Below are 16,563 nucleotides of genomic sequence, written 5' to 3' on the forward strand. Positions count from 1 at the left end.
CACGCGTTCCGGTTCAGGCCGGCTGATCCGCGACCAAGTGAATCAGCCCGGATTCTGCTGTCGCCCGCAGCTGCTCGATGCCGCCCCGCCCGATCGGCGCCACGATACCGAACTCCGAGAGATGCGCCCGCAACGCGTTCGATAGCTGGGTACGCTGGCGGTTGAGCATCAACCGAACCCGGTGCAACATCATCACACTCTGCTGCTCCGGCGTCTTCACCGGCACGAAGCGCATGGTCGGCCGGGTCACGGCCTCGCAGATGGCCTCAGCATCGGCCGCATCGTTCTTCTGCCGTTTCAAGTAGGGCTTCACATACTGCGCAGGAAGCAGCCGCACATCATGGCCTCGTGCAATCAGTTCTCTAGCCCAATAGTGCGAGGAGCTGCATGCCTCGATCCCGACGAGGCATCGGGGCAGATTCTCGAAGAACCCAGGACCCGCCCACGGGTCAGCTTCCTGCGGGTGACAACCTCGCCAGCCGCATCCACGCCGTGCACTTGAAAGACCGACTTCGCGATATCCAGACCAATCGTCGTAGCAATGCCCATGGCAGCTCTCCTCCAGCTCTTAGCCCCGCGACTATAGCCGCAAGGGGGGTGGAGAGCCGTCCACCGCATCATTAGCAGACCGGCAGCTTCTGTCGCACGGATCTGAAAAAGCGGACTTTCGGGTGTGGCGAACAGCGTCGTACCCTGACCCTTTCCTGACTTTCTAGAAACGCAGAGCGATGGCCGCTGAGCGTTCTGCGTTGACCTGGAATCGTTGGGGATTCCCAAATCAGCGGGATTTTGCTTCCACCGAGTTATGTCGAAAGCGGCAGGTACGCTCAAAAAGAGCGGCTCTTCGGTACACAGCCACCAGGCTCGAACCTGGTGGCGGCAAAAGTTGGACTATCGGTCGCCAAGCTTTTCCGGTCTAAGTTCATGGCGAAAGAGATCAAAGAGTGGCGCCGATGCCGCAATCGAGGATCGGACCGCAGCGTGCATAAATCGAACTCCGAACGCGAATCGAAGATTGCGCTGCTCACCCAGCAGTTGGACGAAACGCGCGAGCATCAAGCGGCGACGGCCGAGGTGCTGAAAGTCATCAGCCGCTCCGCATTTGATCTGGACACGGTCTTAACCACCCTTATCCAGACGAGCATCCAGCTCTGTCAGGCGACGCGAGGTGTCATCTGGCTGCGCAGGGGCGAACAGCTGTTTCTTGCCGCGCAAGTCAACTATTCCGACGAGTGGGTGGCTGCCGTGCGCGACAACCCACTCACGCCGGCCGCCGACGCGCAGACGACCTCGGGGCTCGCCGCCTTCACCGGAGAGATCGTGCATGTCGAGGACGTACCTAACGATCCGCGCTTCCGCTCGCTCGCCGCTCATGAGCTCGGCGACTACCGCGCCGGGCTTGCCGTCCCCCTGAAGCGCGACAGCAAGGTCGTGGGCGTCATTTCATTGTCCCGGCCGGAGGCGCGGCTTTTCACCGTACGCCAGATCGCGCTGGTCCAGACCTTCGCCGACCAGGCCGTGATCGCCATCGAGAATGTCCGGCTGTTCGAGAAAGTCGAGGGGCACAATCGTGAACTGGCCGAGTCGCTGGATCAGCAGACGGCGACGGCCGAAGTGTTGAAGACGATCAGCAGTTCGGCGTTCGATCTCGATTCCGTGCTGCATACGCTTGTGAAGTCCGCGTCCGACCTCTGTCATTCCGGGATGGGCTACATCTATCTGCGCCAGGGCGAAGTGTTGCAGCCGACGGTACAGATCGGATGGAGCCAAGAATTCCAGGAACACATGAACAACCTCCCGGTCACGCCGGGCCGGGGCAGCATCGCCGCCCGCGTTGCCCGGAGCGGGTCCGTGGAGCAGATTGCCGACGTTCTCGACGATCCGGAGTATACCAACATCGAAGGCCAGCGGCTCGGCGGCTTCCGCACCCTGCTGGGCGTTCCGCTGATGCGTGACGGCGCCGTGACCGGCGTCTTCGTCCTCGCTCGCTCGTCGGTCTCGCCGTTCAGTACGCGCGAAATCGAACTGGTGCAGACATTTTCGGATCAGGCGGTCATCGCTATCGAGAACGTGCGGCTGTTCGAAGAGGTCGAGTCCCGCAACCGCGACCTAGCCGAGTCGCTGGAACAGCAGATGGCCACCGGCGAGATATTGCGCGCGATCTCCAGATCCCCGACTGATGCGCAGCCGGTCTTCGACACGATCGCCCAGAGCGCCGCCAAGCTCTGCGGGGCGCAATTCTGCTTTGTCGACCGGTTCGATGGAACGCTCCTGCACTTCATGGCCCATTACGGGGTGCCGCCCGAAGCAATCGAGACGATCGATCGGAGCTTCCCAATGGCACCAGGACGTGGCAGCGCTGCAGCGCGGGCGGTGAGCAGCGGCACCGTTGCGCAAATCCCCGACATACAGGCCGATCCGGATTATCAGGCCGATCCGGATCATAAGATGGGCGCGCTTGCCGATTTCTTGCATTCGCGAAGCACCGTCGCGGTGCCGATGCTCAAGGATGGCGTTCCGATCGGCGTGATGACGGTCGACCGGCTTGAAGCCGGCGATTTTCCCGATCGGCAGGTCGAACTGCTCAAGACCTTCGCCGACCAGGCGGTCATAGCCATCGAGAACGTCCGGCTGTTCGAAGAGGTCGAGTCGCGTGGCCGTGACCTGACCGACGCGCTAGAGAAGCAGACGGCGACCGGCGCGATACTGCAAGTGATCGCCGGGTCTCCTACGGACATTCAGCCTGTGCTGGACGCCGTCGCTGAAAGTGCCGCTCGGCTCTGCGACGCCTATGACGCAACGATCTATCTGCTGCGCTCCGACAGGTTGGCTGTGGGAGCGCATCACGGACCGATTCCGATTGACGGCACTGGCTTGCCGCTCGCGCGCGACATCGTTACCGGCCGCGCCGTATTGGATCGGGTACCGGTCCACGTTCATGACTTGACGATCGCTGGAGAGGAGTTTGCAACTGGCCGAATGATGGCTCAACGGCTTGGTTTTCGCGCGATTCTCGCCACTCCGCTGTTGCAGGAAGGAAAAGCAATCGGAGCGCTTATGATCCGGCGCATCGAGGCGCGGCCCTTTAGCGACAATCAAATCGACCTCCTCAAAACTTTCGCCAACCAGGCCGTCATCGCAATCGGCAATGTGCGGCTCTTCGAAGCGGTGCAGGCGCGTACCGCCGAACTCAGCGAATCGCTGCAGCAGCAGACGGCGACCGCCGACGTCCTGAAGGCGATCAGCCGCTCGACGTTCGACCTGCAGGCGGTGCTCGATACGCTGACGCAATCGGCCGCACAGCTTTGCGAGGCGGATATGGCGGGAATCACCCGGCAGGAGGCGGAAGGCTTCTACTACGCCACCAACTACAATCTCTCGTCGGATTGGCAAGAGTACGTGAAGGACAAGCGCCTGGCGCCCGGACGCGGCACCGTGGTCGGGCGGGCATTGCTCGACCGCAAGATCGTGCATGTGGCCGATGTCCTGGCCGATCCGGAATACACGTTCCTGGAATCGACCAGCAAGGTTTGGTTCCGGACGGTGTTGGGTGTGCCGTTGATGCGCGAGGGAAATCCGATCGGCGTGCTCGTGCTGGCTCGTCAGAAAGTCCAACCTTTCACCGAGAAACAAATCGATCTGATCCAGACCTTCGCCGACCAGGCCGTCATCGCCATCGAAAATGCTCGCCTGTTCGAAGAAGTGCAGGCGCGCACGGCGGAATTGAGCGAGTCGCTGCAGCAGCAGACGGCAACGGCGGATGTTCTGAAGGCGATCAGCCGTTCCACATTCGACCTGCAGCCGGTTCTCGACACGCTGGCAGAATCAGCGGCCAAGCTGTGCGACGCGGACACGAGCGTCATCTTCAAGCGCGACGGCGATCTCTACCGGTGGTCGGCCAATTACGGCAATTTGCCTGAAGCCGCGGCTTTCGCCAAAGCCAATCCCTTCACCGCCGGTCGCGACAGCGTCACCGGAAGGGTGGCCCTCGAAGCCCGCGCCGTCCACGTTTCGGACGTGCTCGCCGACCCGGACTACGGGGCGACGCAGCTTCAGAAGCTCGGCGGCTACCGGACCATTCTATGCGTTCCGATCTTGCGCGAAGGCGCGCCGGTCGGCGTGTTCGCGCTGACGCGGTCACAGGTGCGGGACTTCACGCCGAGGCAGATCGAGCTCGTCGAGACGTTTGCCGACCAGTCCGGCATAGCGATCGAGAACGTCCGGCTGTTCGATGAGGTGCAGGCGCGTACCCGCGAATTGTCACGCTCGCTCGAAGATCTGAGGACCGCGCAGGACCGCCTCGTGCAAACGGAGAAGCTCGCCTCACTCGGCCAGTTGACCGCCGGTATCGCCCACGAGATCAAGAACCCGCTCAACTTCGTCAACAACTTCTCAGCGCTCTCCGGCGAACTCATCGATGATCTGAGCAGTGTGCTGGCCGGAGCGCCTCTGGAGGCATCCGTGCGCGAAGAGGTCGCCGAGCTGACAGCCATGCTTAAGAGCAATCTCGACAAGGTGGTCCAGCACGGCAAGCGCGCCGATTCCATTGTCAGGAACATGCTGCTGCATTCACGGGCGGGTTCCGGGGAGCACCGTCCGATCGACATCAACGCCGTGGTGGAGGAGAGTCTGAACCTTGCCTATCACGGCGCGCGTGCCGAGAGGCCGGGTTTCAACGTCACGCTGATGCGGGACTTCGATCCGCAGGCCGGCGATGTCGATCTCTACCCGCAGGAGATCACGCGGGTGCTTCTCAACCTCATCTCCAACGGCTTTTATGCAACGGCCAAGCGCAGCGCCGCGGCGAATGGCGCGGGCTATGAGCCGACGCTCTCCGCCACCACCAGGAGTCTCGGCGACCGTGTCGAAATCAGGATCCGCGACAACGGCACCGGCATTCCGCCGGAGGTGAAGGAGAAGATGTTCAATCCGTTCTTCACGACCAAGCCGGCCAGCGAGGGAACGGGCCTTGGCCTTTCGCTCAGCCACGACATCATCGTGAAACAGCATGCCGGCACCATCGATGTCGACAGCCAGCCCGGTGAGTTCACCGAGTTCCGGATCGTGCTGCCGCGGGCCGCCGCCTCGCTCGCAAAATCGGGAGGTGAAACATGAGCCTGCTCATCCTGGTGGTCGACGACGAGCCCGACGTCGAGCCGCTGTTTCGCCAGCAGTTCCGCCGCGACATCCGAGCCAGCCGCTTCACAATGGAGTTCGCGCAATCGGCGGTCGATGCGTTGGAGCAGATCGACCACGCCGAAGGGGTGACATTGATCCTGGTGCTGTCCGACATCAACATGCCCGGCATGAGCGGGCTCGAGCTGCTGCCGAAGTTCAAGGTGCTGCGGCCCGACGTCCCGGTCATCATGATCACCGCCTATGGCGACGCCGAAACCAAGCGTAAGGCGTTGGAGAACGGCGCCGAAGCGCTGCTGACCAAGCCGATCGACTTTGCGGCGCTCAGGCAACAGATCGAAACCCGGCTGGGAATGGTGGCGTGACGGCGCGCATCCTCGTGGTCGACGACGAGCCCGACCTTGAGGTCTTGATCGTCCAGAAGTTCCGGCGTCAGATCCGCGACGGCGCGGTCATTTTCCTGTTTGCCAGCGATGGTGTGGACGCCCTGTCCGTCATCGACGGCAACAGCGACATCGACATGGTGCTGTGCGACATCAACATGCCCCGTATGGACGGCCTGTCGCTGCTGGAGAAGCTGCAGCAGGCGGAGGGGCAGCAGCTTTCGACGGTCATCGTCTCCGCTTACGGTGACATGGCCAACATCCGCACTGCGATGAACCGCGGCGCCTTCGACTTCATCACTAAGCCGATCGACTTTGCCGACCTGGAGACCACGATCGCCAAGACCTTGAAGCATCGCGAGGTGCTGCACGAGGCGCATCGGCGGCAAGCGGTCGCGGAGCGCGCGCATGCATCGCTGTCGCGCTACTTCTCGCCCAATCTGGCCGAGCGGCTGGCCGGCGACGCCGACGGGTTGGCGCTAGCCGGGCAGTGGCGCGAGGTCGCCTCGCTGTTCACCGACATTACCAGCTTCACCACGCTGGTGGAAACGATCGACCCTGCCACGCTAGGCGCGCTCCTCAACGACTATTTGGCCGGCATGACCGACGTCGTGTTCGCGCATGAAGGGACCGTCGCCAAGATCGTCGGCGATGCGCTGCATGTGCTGTTCGGCGCGCCTGGCGAGCAGCAGGACCATGCGGCGCGCGCGGTTGCCTGCGCGCTCGAGCTCGACGCGCTGTCGCAATCGTTCCGCGATGGCTGGCGCGACAAGGGCGTCGCGGTCGGTACGACCCGCATCGGTGTCCATGCAGGTCCGGCGCTGGTCGGAAATTTCGGCGGAGGCCGCTTCTTCGACTACACTGCCTATGGCGACACCATCAACATCGCGGCGCGGCTGGAAAGCGCCAACAAGCAGCTGGGCACGCGTATCTGCGTCAGCGCGAGCGCCGCTGCAAGGGTTGACGGCTTCCGCGGACGGCCGGTCGGCGATCTGATACTGCGCGGCAGGGCCGAGGCGCTGCGCGCGTTCGAGCCTTTGTCGTCAAAGCAGTATGATGATCCGTCAACGGCGAGCTATCTCGAAGCCTTCAGCAGATTGGAGGCCGGCGATGCAAACGCGCTTACGGCTTTCGCCGCGCAGATCGGCAAATGTCCGGACGACCAGCTCGCCAGCTTCCATCTCAAGCGGCTGCTCAACGGCGCCAAGGGAACGCGGATCAGCCTCGACTGATCTTTGCGCCAGTCGCGACCGCGACTGTCAAGCCTCGTCGCCGGCAATGTCTGCTTTCACGAGGTGCCAAAGGTGCCCTCAACGGCCGACAAGCTGCGCCTTGCTGTCTGGCAGCATTTGGCCGTACTGGCGGCTTTTAGCGTCCGAAGAACGATAGCGGACGTTCAGCGGGTGGGTCCGGCCAAAGTAAACTCGAAGTGACCATTCGCAACCGCGCAAACAGTCTCCCCTGACAGCGAGGTGCTGGCGGGGCGTTTGGCGTAGTAAGTTTTGCGCTCGCAACCAGCGAAAATTGGGCGTATCGTGGCATATCGTCGGTTGCTAATACTGGGGCCGGCGACTGAGAGCGCAAGACTCCCGCATCAAGACTCTGGGCGCGCTCGTAATTTCGCTGTGTTCGGCGCGCTCACAAGACTGTCTGCCACTGCCGGAACCTCTTTTGCTCGGTTCCGGCCAGAATTGCCTTTTGCGATTCGGAAGAGAGGCGCGCTCCGATAGCAGATCATCCAAGACGGGCATGATCAAATCGAGCCCGCAACAAATCATCGCCGACGGAACGGACTGGCGCTTCCTCGACGAGTTGAAGCGTGAGCTGAAAACCTGATCCCATTTGTCTCAAGGGGAGACGTGGACATGGAAATCATCCAAAGCCGCCGGCGCTTCCTGGCCGGCCTTTCGGCAGCCGGCGCCGCGAGCCTAGTTGGGGTCCGCCAATCGCTCCCCTCAGAGCCACCGCCGGAGACGACGCGGATCCGGCTCGTCCGGATTCCCAGCATCTGTCAGGCCCCCCAGTATGTAGCCGAAGAACTGCTGCGCAGCGAAGGGTTCACTGAGGTGCACTACCTCCAAAAGGAGGGGACCGCAGACATCGCGCCGGCCCTCGCCTCTGGTGAAGCTGACCTCAGTGCGCATTTCGCCGCCCCGCTCCTTCTCCGCCTGGAAGCGGGGGATCCCATCGTCATCCTGGCAGGACTCCACGTCGGCTGCTTCGAGCTGTTCGGCACCGATCGCATCCAGTCTATCCGCGACCTCAAGGGGAAGACCGTGGCCGTGCCAGCGCTAGATTCCAGCCGATACGTCTTTCTCGCCGCTATGACGGCTTATGTGGGCCTGGACCTCCATAAGGACATACACTTCGTCACGCATCCGGGACCCGAGTCCATCCGGCTCCTAAGTGAGGGGAAGATCGATGCCTACCTAGGCTTTCCCCCCGAACCGCAGGAGATGCGGGAGCGGCAGATCGGCCATGTGGTGATTAGCAGCACCGTGGACCGGCCCTGGTCGCAATACTTCTGCTGCATGTTGGCTGGGAACCGAGAGTTCGTCCGCACGTATCCGGTGGCCACCAAACGCGCCCTCCGCGCCATCTTGAAAGCGGCGGATTTCTGCGCCAGCGAGCCGGAGCAGTCCGCGCAGTACTTGGTGGAGCAGGGCTATACTAGGCGCTATGACCATGCCCTCCAGGTCATAAAGGGGCTCCCATACGGTTGGCGTGAGTATAGCGCTGAGGACACCCTGCGCTTCTACGCCTTGCGCCTCCACGAGGTCGGGATGCTCAAGAGCACCCCCCAGAAGCTCTTGGCCCAAGGCACCGACTGGCGCTTCTTCAGCGAACTGAAGAAGGAGTTGAAGACGTAGGCAATCGCCAACACGCCGTGCGCCCTATCGAGGAAGGAGAGGCTTATGCAGATCATCCAGAACCGCCGCCGTTTCCTTGCCGGCGCTGTGTCAGCCGGCGCCGCGGGCCTTATCGGCACCTCGACGCAAGCCTGGGCCGAGCCGCTGCCGGAGACCACCTCGGTCCGTCTGCCGCGGTACATCGGCGGCGCCTATTGCTGGGCGGGCCTGTACCTCGCCGGGGAGATGCTGCGCGCCGAGGGGTTCACCGATGTCCGCTATGTGCAAGGTGACAAGAAGGTTGATCATTCGGCGTGGATCGCAAACGGCGAGACGGATTTCAGTGTGAACTATGTGCCGATTCATCTGGCGTCGATCGATGCTGGAGTGCCGATAAGGGTACTAAGCGGACTGCACTCCGGGTGCCTCGAACTGATCGCCAACGACAGGGTCAAAGGCATCTCGGACCTGCGGGGAAAGCGGGTTGGGGTCTTTACGCTTGATTCGCCGCAATACGTGTTGGTTTCTCTGATGGCCGCCTATGTTGGGCTCGATCCCGTCAACGACATCGAATGGGTCATCGAAGAGCACAATTTTGCGGAGGGCTTCGTCGAAGGAAAGTACGATGCAGTGCTCGGCCAACCGCCCCGCACGCAGGAACTTCGCTCCAGGAAAGTAGGCCACACAATCCTCAACTCGACCACCGACCCGCCGTGGTCGCAGCACTTCTGCTGCATGATTTCGGCGACTGCGGATTATGTAGACAGATATCCGGCGGCGACAAAGCGCGTCCTGCGGTCCATCCTCAAGGGCGCCGACCTCTGTGTCTCAGATCCGTCGTGGACTGCAGGGCAGCTGGTCGATCGAGGTTTCGTCCCCAGCTACGAACTCGCGCTGCAAACGCTTGGTGACATCCGGTACGACAGATGGCGAGATTTCGATGCCGAGGCCTCGATGCGCTTCTACGCGCTGCGCATGTACGAAACGGGCATGATCAAGTTGAGCCCGCAAGAGATAATCGCCACCGGAACGGATTGGCGCTTCCTCAACGAGTTGAAGCGCGAGCTGAAGACCTGAGCAGCTAGCCGGCACGTTGTACCTTTTCGTGGGATGGAGAGATCTATGCAGATCATTCAGAGCCGCCGCCGTTTCCTGGCCGGCGCGACCGCCGCTGGCACCGCCGGACTCTTAAATTTCTCTACCGCGGCCCGCGCCGAACCTCCTCCCGAAACGACGAAGGTGCGGTTTCCCGTCTTCATCAACGCCTCGGATTGTCAGGCTCCGATGTACGTGTCGGAGGCGCTGCTGCATGCAGAGGGCTTTACCGACATCAGCTTCGTGCCTTCCGGAACCGGACCCGACTCGGCGGACTGGCTCGCCAACGGCGAGATCGATTTCGACTGGAACTTTCCACCCTCCCATGTGCTTTCCATCGGCAAGGGCGCTCCGATCAAGGTATTGGCCGGCATGCATGTCGGCTGCCTCGAACTGATCGCGAACGACGGCATCCGGAGTGTGCCCGACTTGAAGGGCAAGCGGGTTGGCATCGTCGAAAGGGACGGCATCGGGCATTTGCTTCTGATGCTGATGACTGCCTATGTAGGGCTCGATCCTGCCAGGGACATCGAGTGGGTTTCCAGTGAAGACCAGCTGCAGATGTTCGCCGACGGCAGTATCGATGCGTTTCTCGCCACACCGCCGCAGCCCCAATTGGCGAGGGAGCGCAAGCTTGGGCATGTTCTCATCGACACAGCGATCGACCGGCCCTGGGCGCAGTATTACTGCTGCATGCTGGCAACCAGCGCAGCGTTTGCGCAGCAATATCCGATTGCGACCAAGCGTGTCCTGCGCGCCATGCTCAAGGCCGTCGATCTTTGCGTGTCGGATCCGGAGCAGGTCGCCCGGGACATGGTGGCCGGGGGATTCGCCAACAACTACGGCTACGCCCTGAAGACCTTGAGCGATGCCCGCTACGACAAGTGGCGGGACTATGATCCCGAGGACTCGATGCGGTTCTACGCGCTGCGGATGCAGGAAACGGGGATCGTGGAGGTGAGTCCGAACAAAGTCATCGCCGATGGAACGGACTGGAGCTTCATCGACGAGCTAAAGCGGGAGCTGAAGACGTAGAGCTAACGCCGACACGCGGTGCCTTTTTCACGGGAAGGAGAGACTCGTGCAGATTATCCAGAACCGTCGCCGTTTCCTTACTGGCCTCTCTGCGCTCGCAGCCGCGGGTCTTGCAGAGGGCCGCAACGCGGCCGCCGCCGAAGCGGCACCTGAAACCACGATCGCCCGCTTTGCGGCGGCGCCGGGTATCTGCATCGCTCCGCAGTACGTCGCCGAGGATCTGATCCGCGCAGAGGGGTTCTCGGATTTCGGCTTCGTGGCCGCCGAAGCCGGTATCGCTCAGACCGCAATGCTGGCGCGCGGCGACATCGACTTCGGCATTGATTTTGCCACGGCACTAATCATTCCGGTCGACACAGGCGCCCCGATCAAGGTGATTTCCGGAGTGCATGTCGGCTGCTACGAGTTGTTCGGACGCGAGGACATCAAGAGCATCGCGGATCTCAAGGGCCGCAAAGTCGGCGTCGGCGGCAATCTATCGTCGGATCCGCATATCTTCGTCAGTGCCATGGCGACCTATGTCGGCCTCGATCCGCAACGCGACATCGAATGGATCGTCGGCGAGGCAAAGCCGGCGGAGCTCTTCGCCGAGGGCAAGGTCGACGCCTTCCTGGCTTTTCCGCCTGAGGCTCAAGACCTCCGCGCCCGCAAAGTCGGCCACGTCATCCTCGACAGTTCCAAGGACCGGCCGTGGTCGCAATATTACTGCTGCATGCTGGCGGTCAACGCCGCGTATGCCGAGAAAAATCCAGCTGCCACCAAGCGCGTCATCCGGGCCATCATCAAATCGGCCGACATCTGCGCGGCCGAACCGGAACGGGTGGCACGCCTCCTGGTGGATGGCGGACACACCGAACAATACGACTACGCGGTGCAGTCGCTCCGCGAGCTCCCATACTCTAATTGGCGAGACTTCGATCCCGAGGACACGATGAGGTTCTTCTCGCTGCGGCTGCATGAAGCCGGGATTGTCAAGTCGAGCCCAAACGAGATCATCGCGAACGGCACCGATTGGCGCTTTTTCAACGACGTCAAGCGCGAGTTGAAAACGTGAGCGAGTGGCCGGCGCGCATCTTGATGCTGGCGTTGATGGCCGGGCCGGCATACGCGCACGACGCGCCGCACGACGAGCGCCTGCCGACGATCGGACAGGCGCCGGACTTTACCTTGGTATCGCAGGACAGTGTGCGCGTGTCGCTGCACGACTTTCGCGGCAAGGTGGTCGCCGTCTCATTCATCTATACCTACTGTACCGACGTCTGCCCCATGCTGACCGCCCATATGGCGAGCGTGCAGGAAAAGTTGGGTAGTGCGTTCGGACCCAAAATCGCCTTCGTTTCGATCACCGTCGACCCGGAGCGCGATACGCCCGATGTTTTGAAGGAATATGCGCAGAATTTTGGCGCCGATCTGAAGGGCTGGTCGTTTCTTACCGGCGACCCGGCGATTGTCCATGAGGTTGGACGGAAATACGGGGTCATCGCGAAGAAGGCGGCGAACGGAGATGTCGACCATACCTTGTTGACGTCGCTCGTAGACCCCAATGGCATCTTGCGAGTACAGTATCTTGGCGTCCGGTTCGACTTGGAGGAGTTCCGGGATGACCTTGTCAGCCTCTTGGACGAATCCAAATAGCATAACGAACCGGCTCGTTGGCTGGGTTGCCCGGCTGCCGGCCCGCGTCCAGACCAAGCTCTTGATCGCGTTCCTGTCGATCGTCGGCCTGTTGATCGTGCTCGGGGCCGTCGGATTGCAGGTGCTGAGTGGGGTCAACGATCAGACCAACGAGCTGATCAAGCTGCAGCGCAGGATCGCAGCCTACCGCCAGGTACAGCACGATACGACCACCCAGCTCTACGGCATCTCCACCGCCCTGTTGCTTCAGGACGACCGGATGCTGGATGCGGCGATGCGCCAGCTCAATCAGTTCGGCTACGACCTCGACCGCATGGAGTTCGTCGCCAAAGCCGAGGTGGAAGTGCTTGGCCAAGTCAGGCAAGAGTACGAAAGGCTGACAGCCGGGGTGACGCACGTGGCAGAGCTCGTCCGCGCCGGCCGCACTGAGGAGGCGCGAAAGGTTCAGCTTGATGAAATCATACCGTCGGCTGATAGCCTTGAGCGGCTGACAAACCAACTGGTCAACATGGCCGAAGCCGACATGGTGGCGGCCATCGAAACGACCGAGGGTGCGTACGGCACGTCCAGACTGATCGTGGTCTCGTTTGCGGTGGGCAGTATCCTGCTGGCGTTGGGGCTCGGCTACATCATCTCCTGGTCGTTGATCGAACCGGTCAAGAAGATCGAGACGCGTCTCAGCCAGATAGCGGCCGGCGACTTCGCCCAACAGGTTGCCGTCGCCAATCGCGATGAACTTGGAGTACTCGCCGCTAACGTCAACCAGACCTCCGACCAGCTGGGGCGCCTGTATCAGGAGATTGAGACGCGCACCCAGCAGCTCGACGAAGCCCTTCAACAGCAGACAGCCACCGCAGACGTTCTGAAGGTCATCAGCCGCTCTACCTTCGATCTGCAGGTCGTGCTCGATACGTTGGTGGAATCGGCCGTCAGGCTCTGCCGTGCCGACAAGGGTGGTATCGTGCAGTTGTTGGATGGCGTATTCCGCTATGTGTCGACGCATGGCTACCCGCCCAGTTTCCGTGCTTATGTCGACGCCAATCCACTTCCAGCGCTTGCCGCAGGCCGAGGCTCCGCCGTAGGGCGCGTCATCGAAGAACGGCGGATCGTGCAAATCGAAGACGTGACCGCTGATCCGGACTACCGCGTTGCCTTGATCGCTGAGGCAGGCGGCTTCCGCACCGTCCTTGCTGCCCCGTTGTTGCGGGAAGGTGATCTCGTTGGCGTATTCGTCATGACGAGGGTTGAGCCGCAACCTTTCAATCCCAAGGAGATCGCGCTCGTCGAGACATTCGCCGACCAGGCGGTGATCGCCATCGAGAATGCGCGGCTCTTCGAGGCGGTGCAGTCACGGACGCGCGAGCTTGCCGCGTCAGTTGGTGAGCTCGAGGCGCTTGGTGAGGTGATGAAGGCGGTCAATTCGACGCTGGATCTCGACACGGTGCTGAAAACCATCGTCGCCAAAGCGGTCCAGTTGTCAGCGACGGATGCTGGCACCATCTACGTGTTCAGCAGCACGCGGCAGCAATTCCGTCCGCGCGCGAACTTCGGTATGAGCGATGAGCTTATCGCCGCAGTATCACACCAGACGATCGGGCTGGCCGACATGGGGATCGGCGACGCACCCGGGCGCTGGATGCCGGTGCAGTTTCCCGACCTCAGCGAGGAGGCCTCATCCTTCCTTGTAAGAAAGACGATCGTCGAAGCCGGATATCGCGGTGTCCTGATCGTTCCGCTGCTGAGGCCCAACAAGATCGTCGGTGCACTGGTCGTCAGGCGCTACAAGCCAGGTGCCTTCCATGAGCAAGTTGTCCACCTGCTGGAGACCTTCGCAGCCCAATCGGTGCTCGCGATCCAGAATGCCAAGCTGTTCCGTGAGATCGAGGAGAAAGGGCGGGAACTGGAGGCAGCTAGCCGCCACAAGTCGCAGTTCCTCGCAAATATGAGCCACGAGCTCAGGACACCGCTCAATTCTGTCCTGGGCTTCACAGAACTGCTGGTCGACGGCATCTACGGCGAACTCCCGGACAAGGCAAAGACGACCGTCGCGCGCGTGCAGGCAAACGGCCGTCACCTCCTCGGGCTCATCAACGACGTACTCGACCTTTCCAAGATCGAAGCCGGCCAGCTCACGCTGGCGATCGAGGACTACTCCGTCGCGCAGATTGTTCGTTCGACCGTTACGGCTGTCGAGCCGCTGGCAAGAGCGAAGGGTCTTGAGCTTTCAACGACTGTTGCCAAGAACCTTCCAATCGGACGCGGGGACGAACGCCGTTTGACGCAGGTCCTGCTCAATCTTGCAGGCAATGCCGTCAAGTTCACCGAAACGGGTGCGGTCGACATTCTTGCCGATGCGGTCGACGGGCACTTCGAGATGACCGTCCGTGACACCGGTCCCGGCATCGCCTCCAAGGACCAGGCTCTCATCTTCGAAGAATTCCAGCAGGTCGACAACAGCAGCACCAGGCAGAAGGGCGGTACGGGTCTTGGCCTGGCGATCTCGAAGCGCATCGCCGAAATGCATGGCGGAACCATAGACGTCGAATCCGTGATCGGGTCAGGGTCGACGTTCCGTCTGAAGGTACCAATCCGGGTGAATGAGGACGTGAGGGCCGCATGAGCAAACGAATCCTGATGGTGGAAGACACCGAGGACAACCGCCAGATCATCCGCGATCTCATTGCCACCACCGAATACGAACTGATCGAGGCGGCGGACGGCGCCGCCGGCATCGCTGCAGCCCGAGCGCACAGGCCAGACCTGATCCTTATGGACATTCAGCTCCCCGTGATCGACGGGTATGAAGCGGCCCGCCGCATCAAGGCCGACCCGGCGCTCCGGCACATTCCGATTATCGCCGTCACCTCCTACGCGTTGTCAGGCGACGAGGCGAAAGCCCTTGCTGCTGGCTGCGATGGTTACATTGCCAAGCCATTCAGTCCGCGCCAACTGCTTTCCGAAATTCGCGGGTTCCTTTCCTGAGGGAGGCAGTGCCTTGCACGATCCGCCTCGCATTCTCGCGGTCGACGATACTCCGGAAAACCTCGAGATCCTGCGCATGCGCCTCGAGGCGAATGGCTACGAAGTTGCAACCGCCGCCGATGGTGAAGAGGGGCTTGCGAAAGCCCGCGAACTCACGCCGGATCTGATCCTGCTCGACATCATGATGCCGAAGCTCGACGGCATCGGTGTGGTACGCATGCTCAAGCACGATCAATCGCTGCGATCGATTCCCGTTATTCTGGTCACCGCGAAAGCCGACACGCGCGACGTGGTCGAGGGGCTGGACGCCGGTGGCGACGACTATCTGACAAAACCCTTCGAGCACAGGGCGCTGTTAGCGCGGGTGCGCTCGATGCTGCGCCAGAAGGCGCTTCACGACACTGTCGCGAGCCAAGCCAAACGCCTTGAGGACCAAGCCGCACAACTTTCCGACTGGAATCGCTCGCTCGAGCAAACTGTGGCTGAGCAGGTGACGGAGCTCGAGCGAATGGCGCGGCTTAGGCGGTTCCTGCCCGAACAGGTCGCCGACCTCATCGTTGCGGCTGGCAATGGAGATGCGCTCTTGCAGAGCCACCGTCGCGAGGTGACCGTTGTCTTCTGCGATTTGCGCGGCTTTACAGCCTTCGCGGAGACCGCCGAACCCGAAGAAGTCATGACAGTTCTTGCCGAGTATCATTCCTGTCTTGGTGAACAAATTGTCCGCCACGAGGGGACTCTCGAGCGGTTCGTGGGCGACGGTATCGTCGTGGTTTTCAACGATCCACTGCCATGCGCCGACCACAGCGAGAGAGCTGTCTCAATGGCTGCCGCGATGCGCGACGCGATTGACGAGCATTCAGAGCGATGGCGCAAGCGGGACTATTTGCTTGGCTTTGGGATCGGCATTGCCAGGGGCCACGCAACCATCGGGCGCATCGGTTTTGATCAGCGCTCGGACTATGCCGTCATCGGCACTGTGTCGAACCATGCCGCCAGATTGTGCGAGGAGGCCAAATCGCGCCAGATTCTTGTTAGCCAACGGGTCCTCGGAGCTGTCGAGTCGTTGGTCGAATCCGTTCTTGTTGGCGATCTGACGCTGAAGGGTTTTCGCCGCCCAATGCCTGCCTATGAAATCGTGCGGTGGTTCGGTCGGCCAGGCTAGCGTTGGACGCACTCCGGTTTCGTTCGGACGATACGACCCGTCGAACGTCGGCACAAAGCATCCCAGCCACGACCATCTCGAAACCGCCCGCAAGAAAGTGTGCGTTCTGCCAGTAGCAACCCGATGGCAGCCTATTGCGCAAAGCTGCCCCTCGCCCTCTGCAAAAGCAATGTCCGCTTTTGGTGAATGGACGGGGCCGTGGGAATGACTTTCATGCGGCGGCGGGTTCAACCGGTCAACGCAACACCGCTCGCAATCTATCAGCCGGCGTTTCGAAGCCCAAGGT

The 16,563-nt window shown here is 61.6% G+C and carries 12 protein-coding genes and 1 pseudogene; 12 read left to right on the forward strand and 1 reads right to left on the reverse strand.

Annotation, left to right across the window (positions count from 1 at the left end; translation table 11 throughout):
• Positions 1-64 precede the first annotated feature (64 nt).
• A pseudogene (locus tag DH08_RS30550) lies at positions 65-549 on the reverse strand (IS110 family RNA-guided transposase); the annotation flags it as partial.
• 375 nt (positions 550-924) lie between these two features.
• Here DH08_RS30550 and DH08_RS30555 point away from each other — a divergent pair.
• The 12 genes from DH08_RS30555 (at position 925) to DH08_RS30610 (ending at position 16,277) form a co-directional block, all read left to right on the forward strand.
• A complete protein-coding gene (locus DH08_RS30555; protein WP_192182954.1) occupies positions 925-5,115 on the forward strand; it encodes a GAF domain-containing protein in 4,191 nt (1,396 codons plus the stop codon).
• Positions 5,112-5,501: a response regulator gene (locus DH08_RS30560; protein ID WP_192182955.1), complete on the forward strand. Its 390-nt coding sequence runs from the start codon at positions 5,112-5,114 to the stop codon at positions 5,499-5,501. The genes DH08_RS30555 and DH08_RS30560 overlap by 4 nt, the downstream gene beginning before the upstream one ends.
• Positions 5,498-6,751: a response regulator gene (locus DH08_RS30565; protein ID WP_192182956.1), complete on the forward strand. Its 1,254-nt coding sequence runs from the start codon at positions 5,498-5,500 to the stop codon at positions 6,749-6,751. The genes DH08_RS30560 and DH08_RS30565 overlap by 4 nt, the downstream gene beginning before the upstream one ends.
• Before the next feature lie 439 nt (positions 6,752-7,190).
• Positions 7,191-7,355 (forward strand): hypothetical protein, encoded by a 165-nt coding sequence (locus DH08_RS30570; RefSeq protein WP_192182957.1) that lies wholly within the window; start codon positions 7,191-7,193, stop codon positions 7,353-7,355.
• 29 nt (positions 7,356-7,384) lie between these two features.
• A complete protein-coding gene (locus tag DH08_RS30575) occupies positions 7,385-8,389 on the forward strand; it encodes an ABC transporter substrate-binding protein (protein ID WP_192182958.1) in 1,005 nt (334 codons plus the stop codon).
• A gap of 45 nt (positions 8,390-8,434) precedes the next feature.
• On the forward strand, positions 8,435-9,445 hold the full coding sequence (locus tag DH08_RS30580; protein WP_192182959.1) for an ABC transporter substrate-binding protein: 1,011 nt from the start codon (positions 8,435-8,437) through the stop codon (positions 9,443-9,445).
• A gap of 45 nt (positions 9,446-9,490) precedes the next feature.
• Positions 9,491-10,498, forward strand: coding sequence for an ABC transporter substrate-binding protein (locus DH08_RS30585; RefSeq protein ID WP_192182960.1), 1,008 nt, complete (start codon positions 9,491-9,493; stop codon positions 10,496-10,498).
• A 46-nt stretch (positions 10,499-10,544) separates the two neighbouring features.
• Entirely contained in the window at positions 10,545-11,552 is a 1,008-nt protein-coding gene (locus tag DH08_RS30590; RefSeq protein WP_192182961.1) for an ABC transporter substrate-binding protein, read from the forward strand.
• On the forward strand, positions 11,549-12,133 hold the full coding sequence (locus tag DH08_RS30595) for an SCO family protein (protein ID WP_192182962.1): 585 nt from the start codon (positions 11,549-11,551) through the stop codon (positions 12,131-12,133). The genes DH08_RS30590 and DH08_RS30595 overlap by 4 nt, the downstream gene beginning before the upstream one ends.
• Positions 12,099-14,753, forward strand: coding sequence for a GAF domain-containing protein (locus DH08_RS30600; protein ID WP_192182963.1), 2,655 nt, complete (start codon positions 12,099-12,101; stop codon positions 14,751-14,753). The genes DH08_RS30595 and DH08_RS30600 overlap by 35 nt, the downstream gene beginning before the upstream one ends.
• A complete protein-coding gene (locus DH08_RS30605; protein WP_120011934.1) occupies positions 14,750-15,115 on the forward strand; it encodes a response regulator in 366 nt (121 codons plus the stop codon). The genes DH08_RS30600 and DH08_RS30605 overlap by 4 nt, the downstream gene beginning before the upstream one ends.
• Positions 15,116-15,128: 13 nt before the next feature.
• Positions 15,129-16,277: a response regulator gene (locus DH08_RS30610; RefSeq protein WP_192182964.1), complete on the forward strand. Its 1,149-nt coding sequence runs from the start codon at positions 15,129-15,131 to the stop codon at positions 16,275-16,277.
• Positions 16,278-16,563: the final 286 nt, after the last annotated feature.

Origin of the sequence: Mesorhizobium amorphae, assembly GCF_014843845.1 — a bacterium.
Taxonomy (GTDB): domain Bacteria; phylum Pseudomonadota; class Alphaproteobacteria; order Rhizobiales; family Rhizobiaceae; genus Mesorhizobium; species Mesorhizobium amorphae_A.

What these genes read in the sequence shown, in the direction of transcription:
- DH08_RS30555 (WP_192182954.1), top strand. Translation starts at nt 925, where the DNA reads ATGGCGAAAGAGATCAAAGAGTGGCGCCGATGCCGCAATCGAGGATCG.
- DH08_RS30560 (WP_192182955.1), top strand. Translation starts at nt 5,112, where the DNA reads ATGAGCCTGCTCATCCTGGTGGTCGACGACGAGCCCGACGTCGAGCCG.
- DH08_RS30575 (WP_192182958.1), top strand. Translation starts at nt 7,385, where the DNA reads ATGGAAATCATCCAAAGCCGCCGGCGCTTCCTGGCCGGCCTTTCGGCA.
- DH08_RS30580 (WP_192182959.1), top strand. Translation starts at nt 8,435, where the DNA reads ATGCAGATCATCCAGAACCGCCGCCGTTTCCTTGCCGGCGCTGTGTCA.
- DH08_RS30585 (WP_192182960.1), top strand. Translation starts at nt 9,491, where the DNA reads ATGCAGATCATTCAGAGCCGCCGCCGTTTCCTGGCCGGCGCGACCGCC.
- DH08_RS30600 (WP_192182963.1), top strand. Translation starts at nt 12,099, where the DNA reads ATGACCTTGTCAGCCTCTTGGACGAATCCAAATAGCATAACGAACCGG.
- DH08_RS30605 (WP_120011934.1), top strand. Translation starts at nt 14,750, where the DNA reads ATGAGCAAACGAATCCTGATGGTGGAAGACACCGAGGACAACCGCCAG.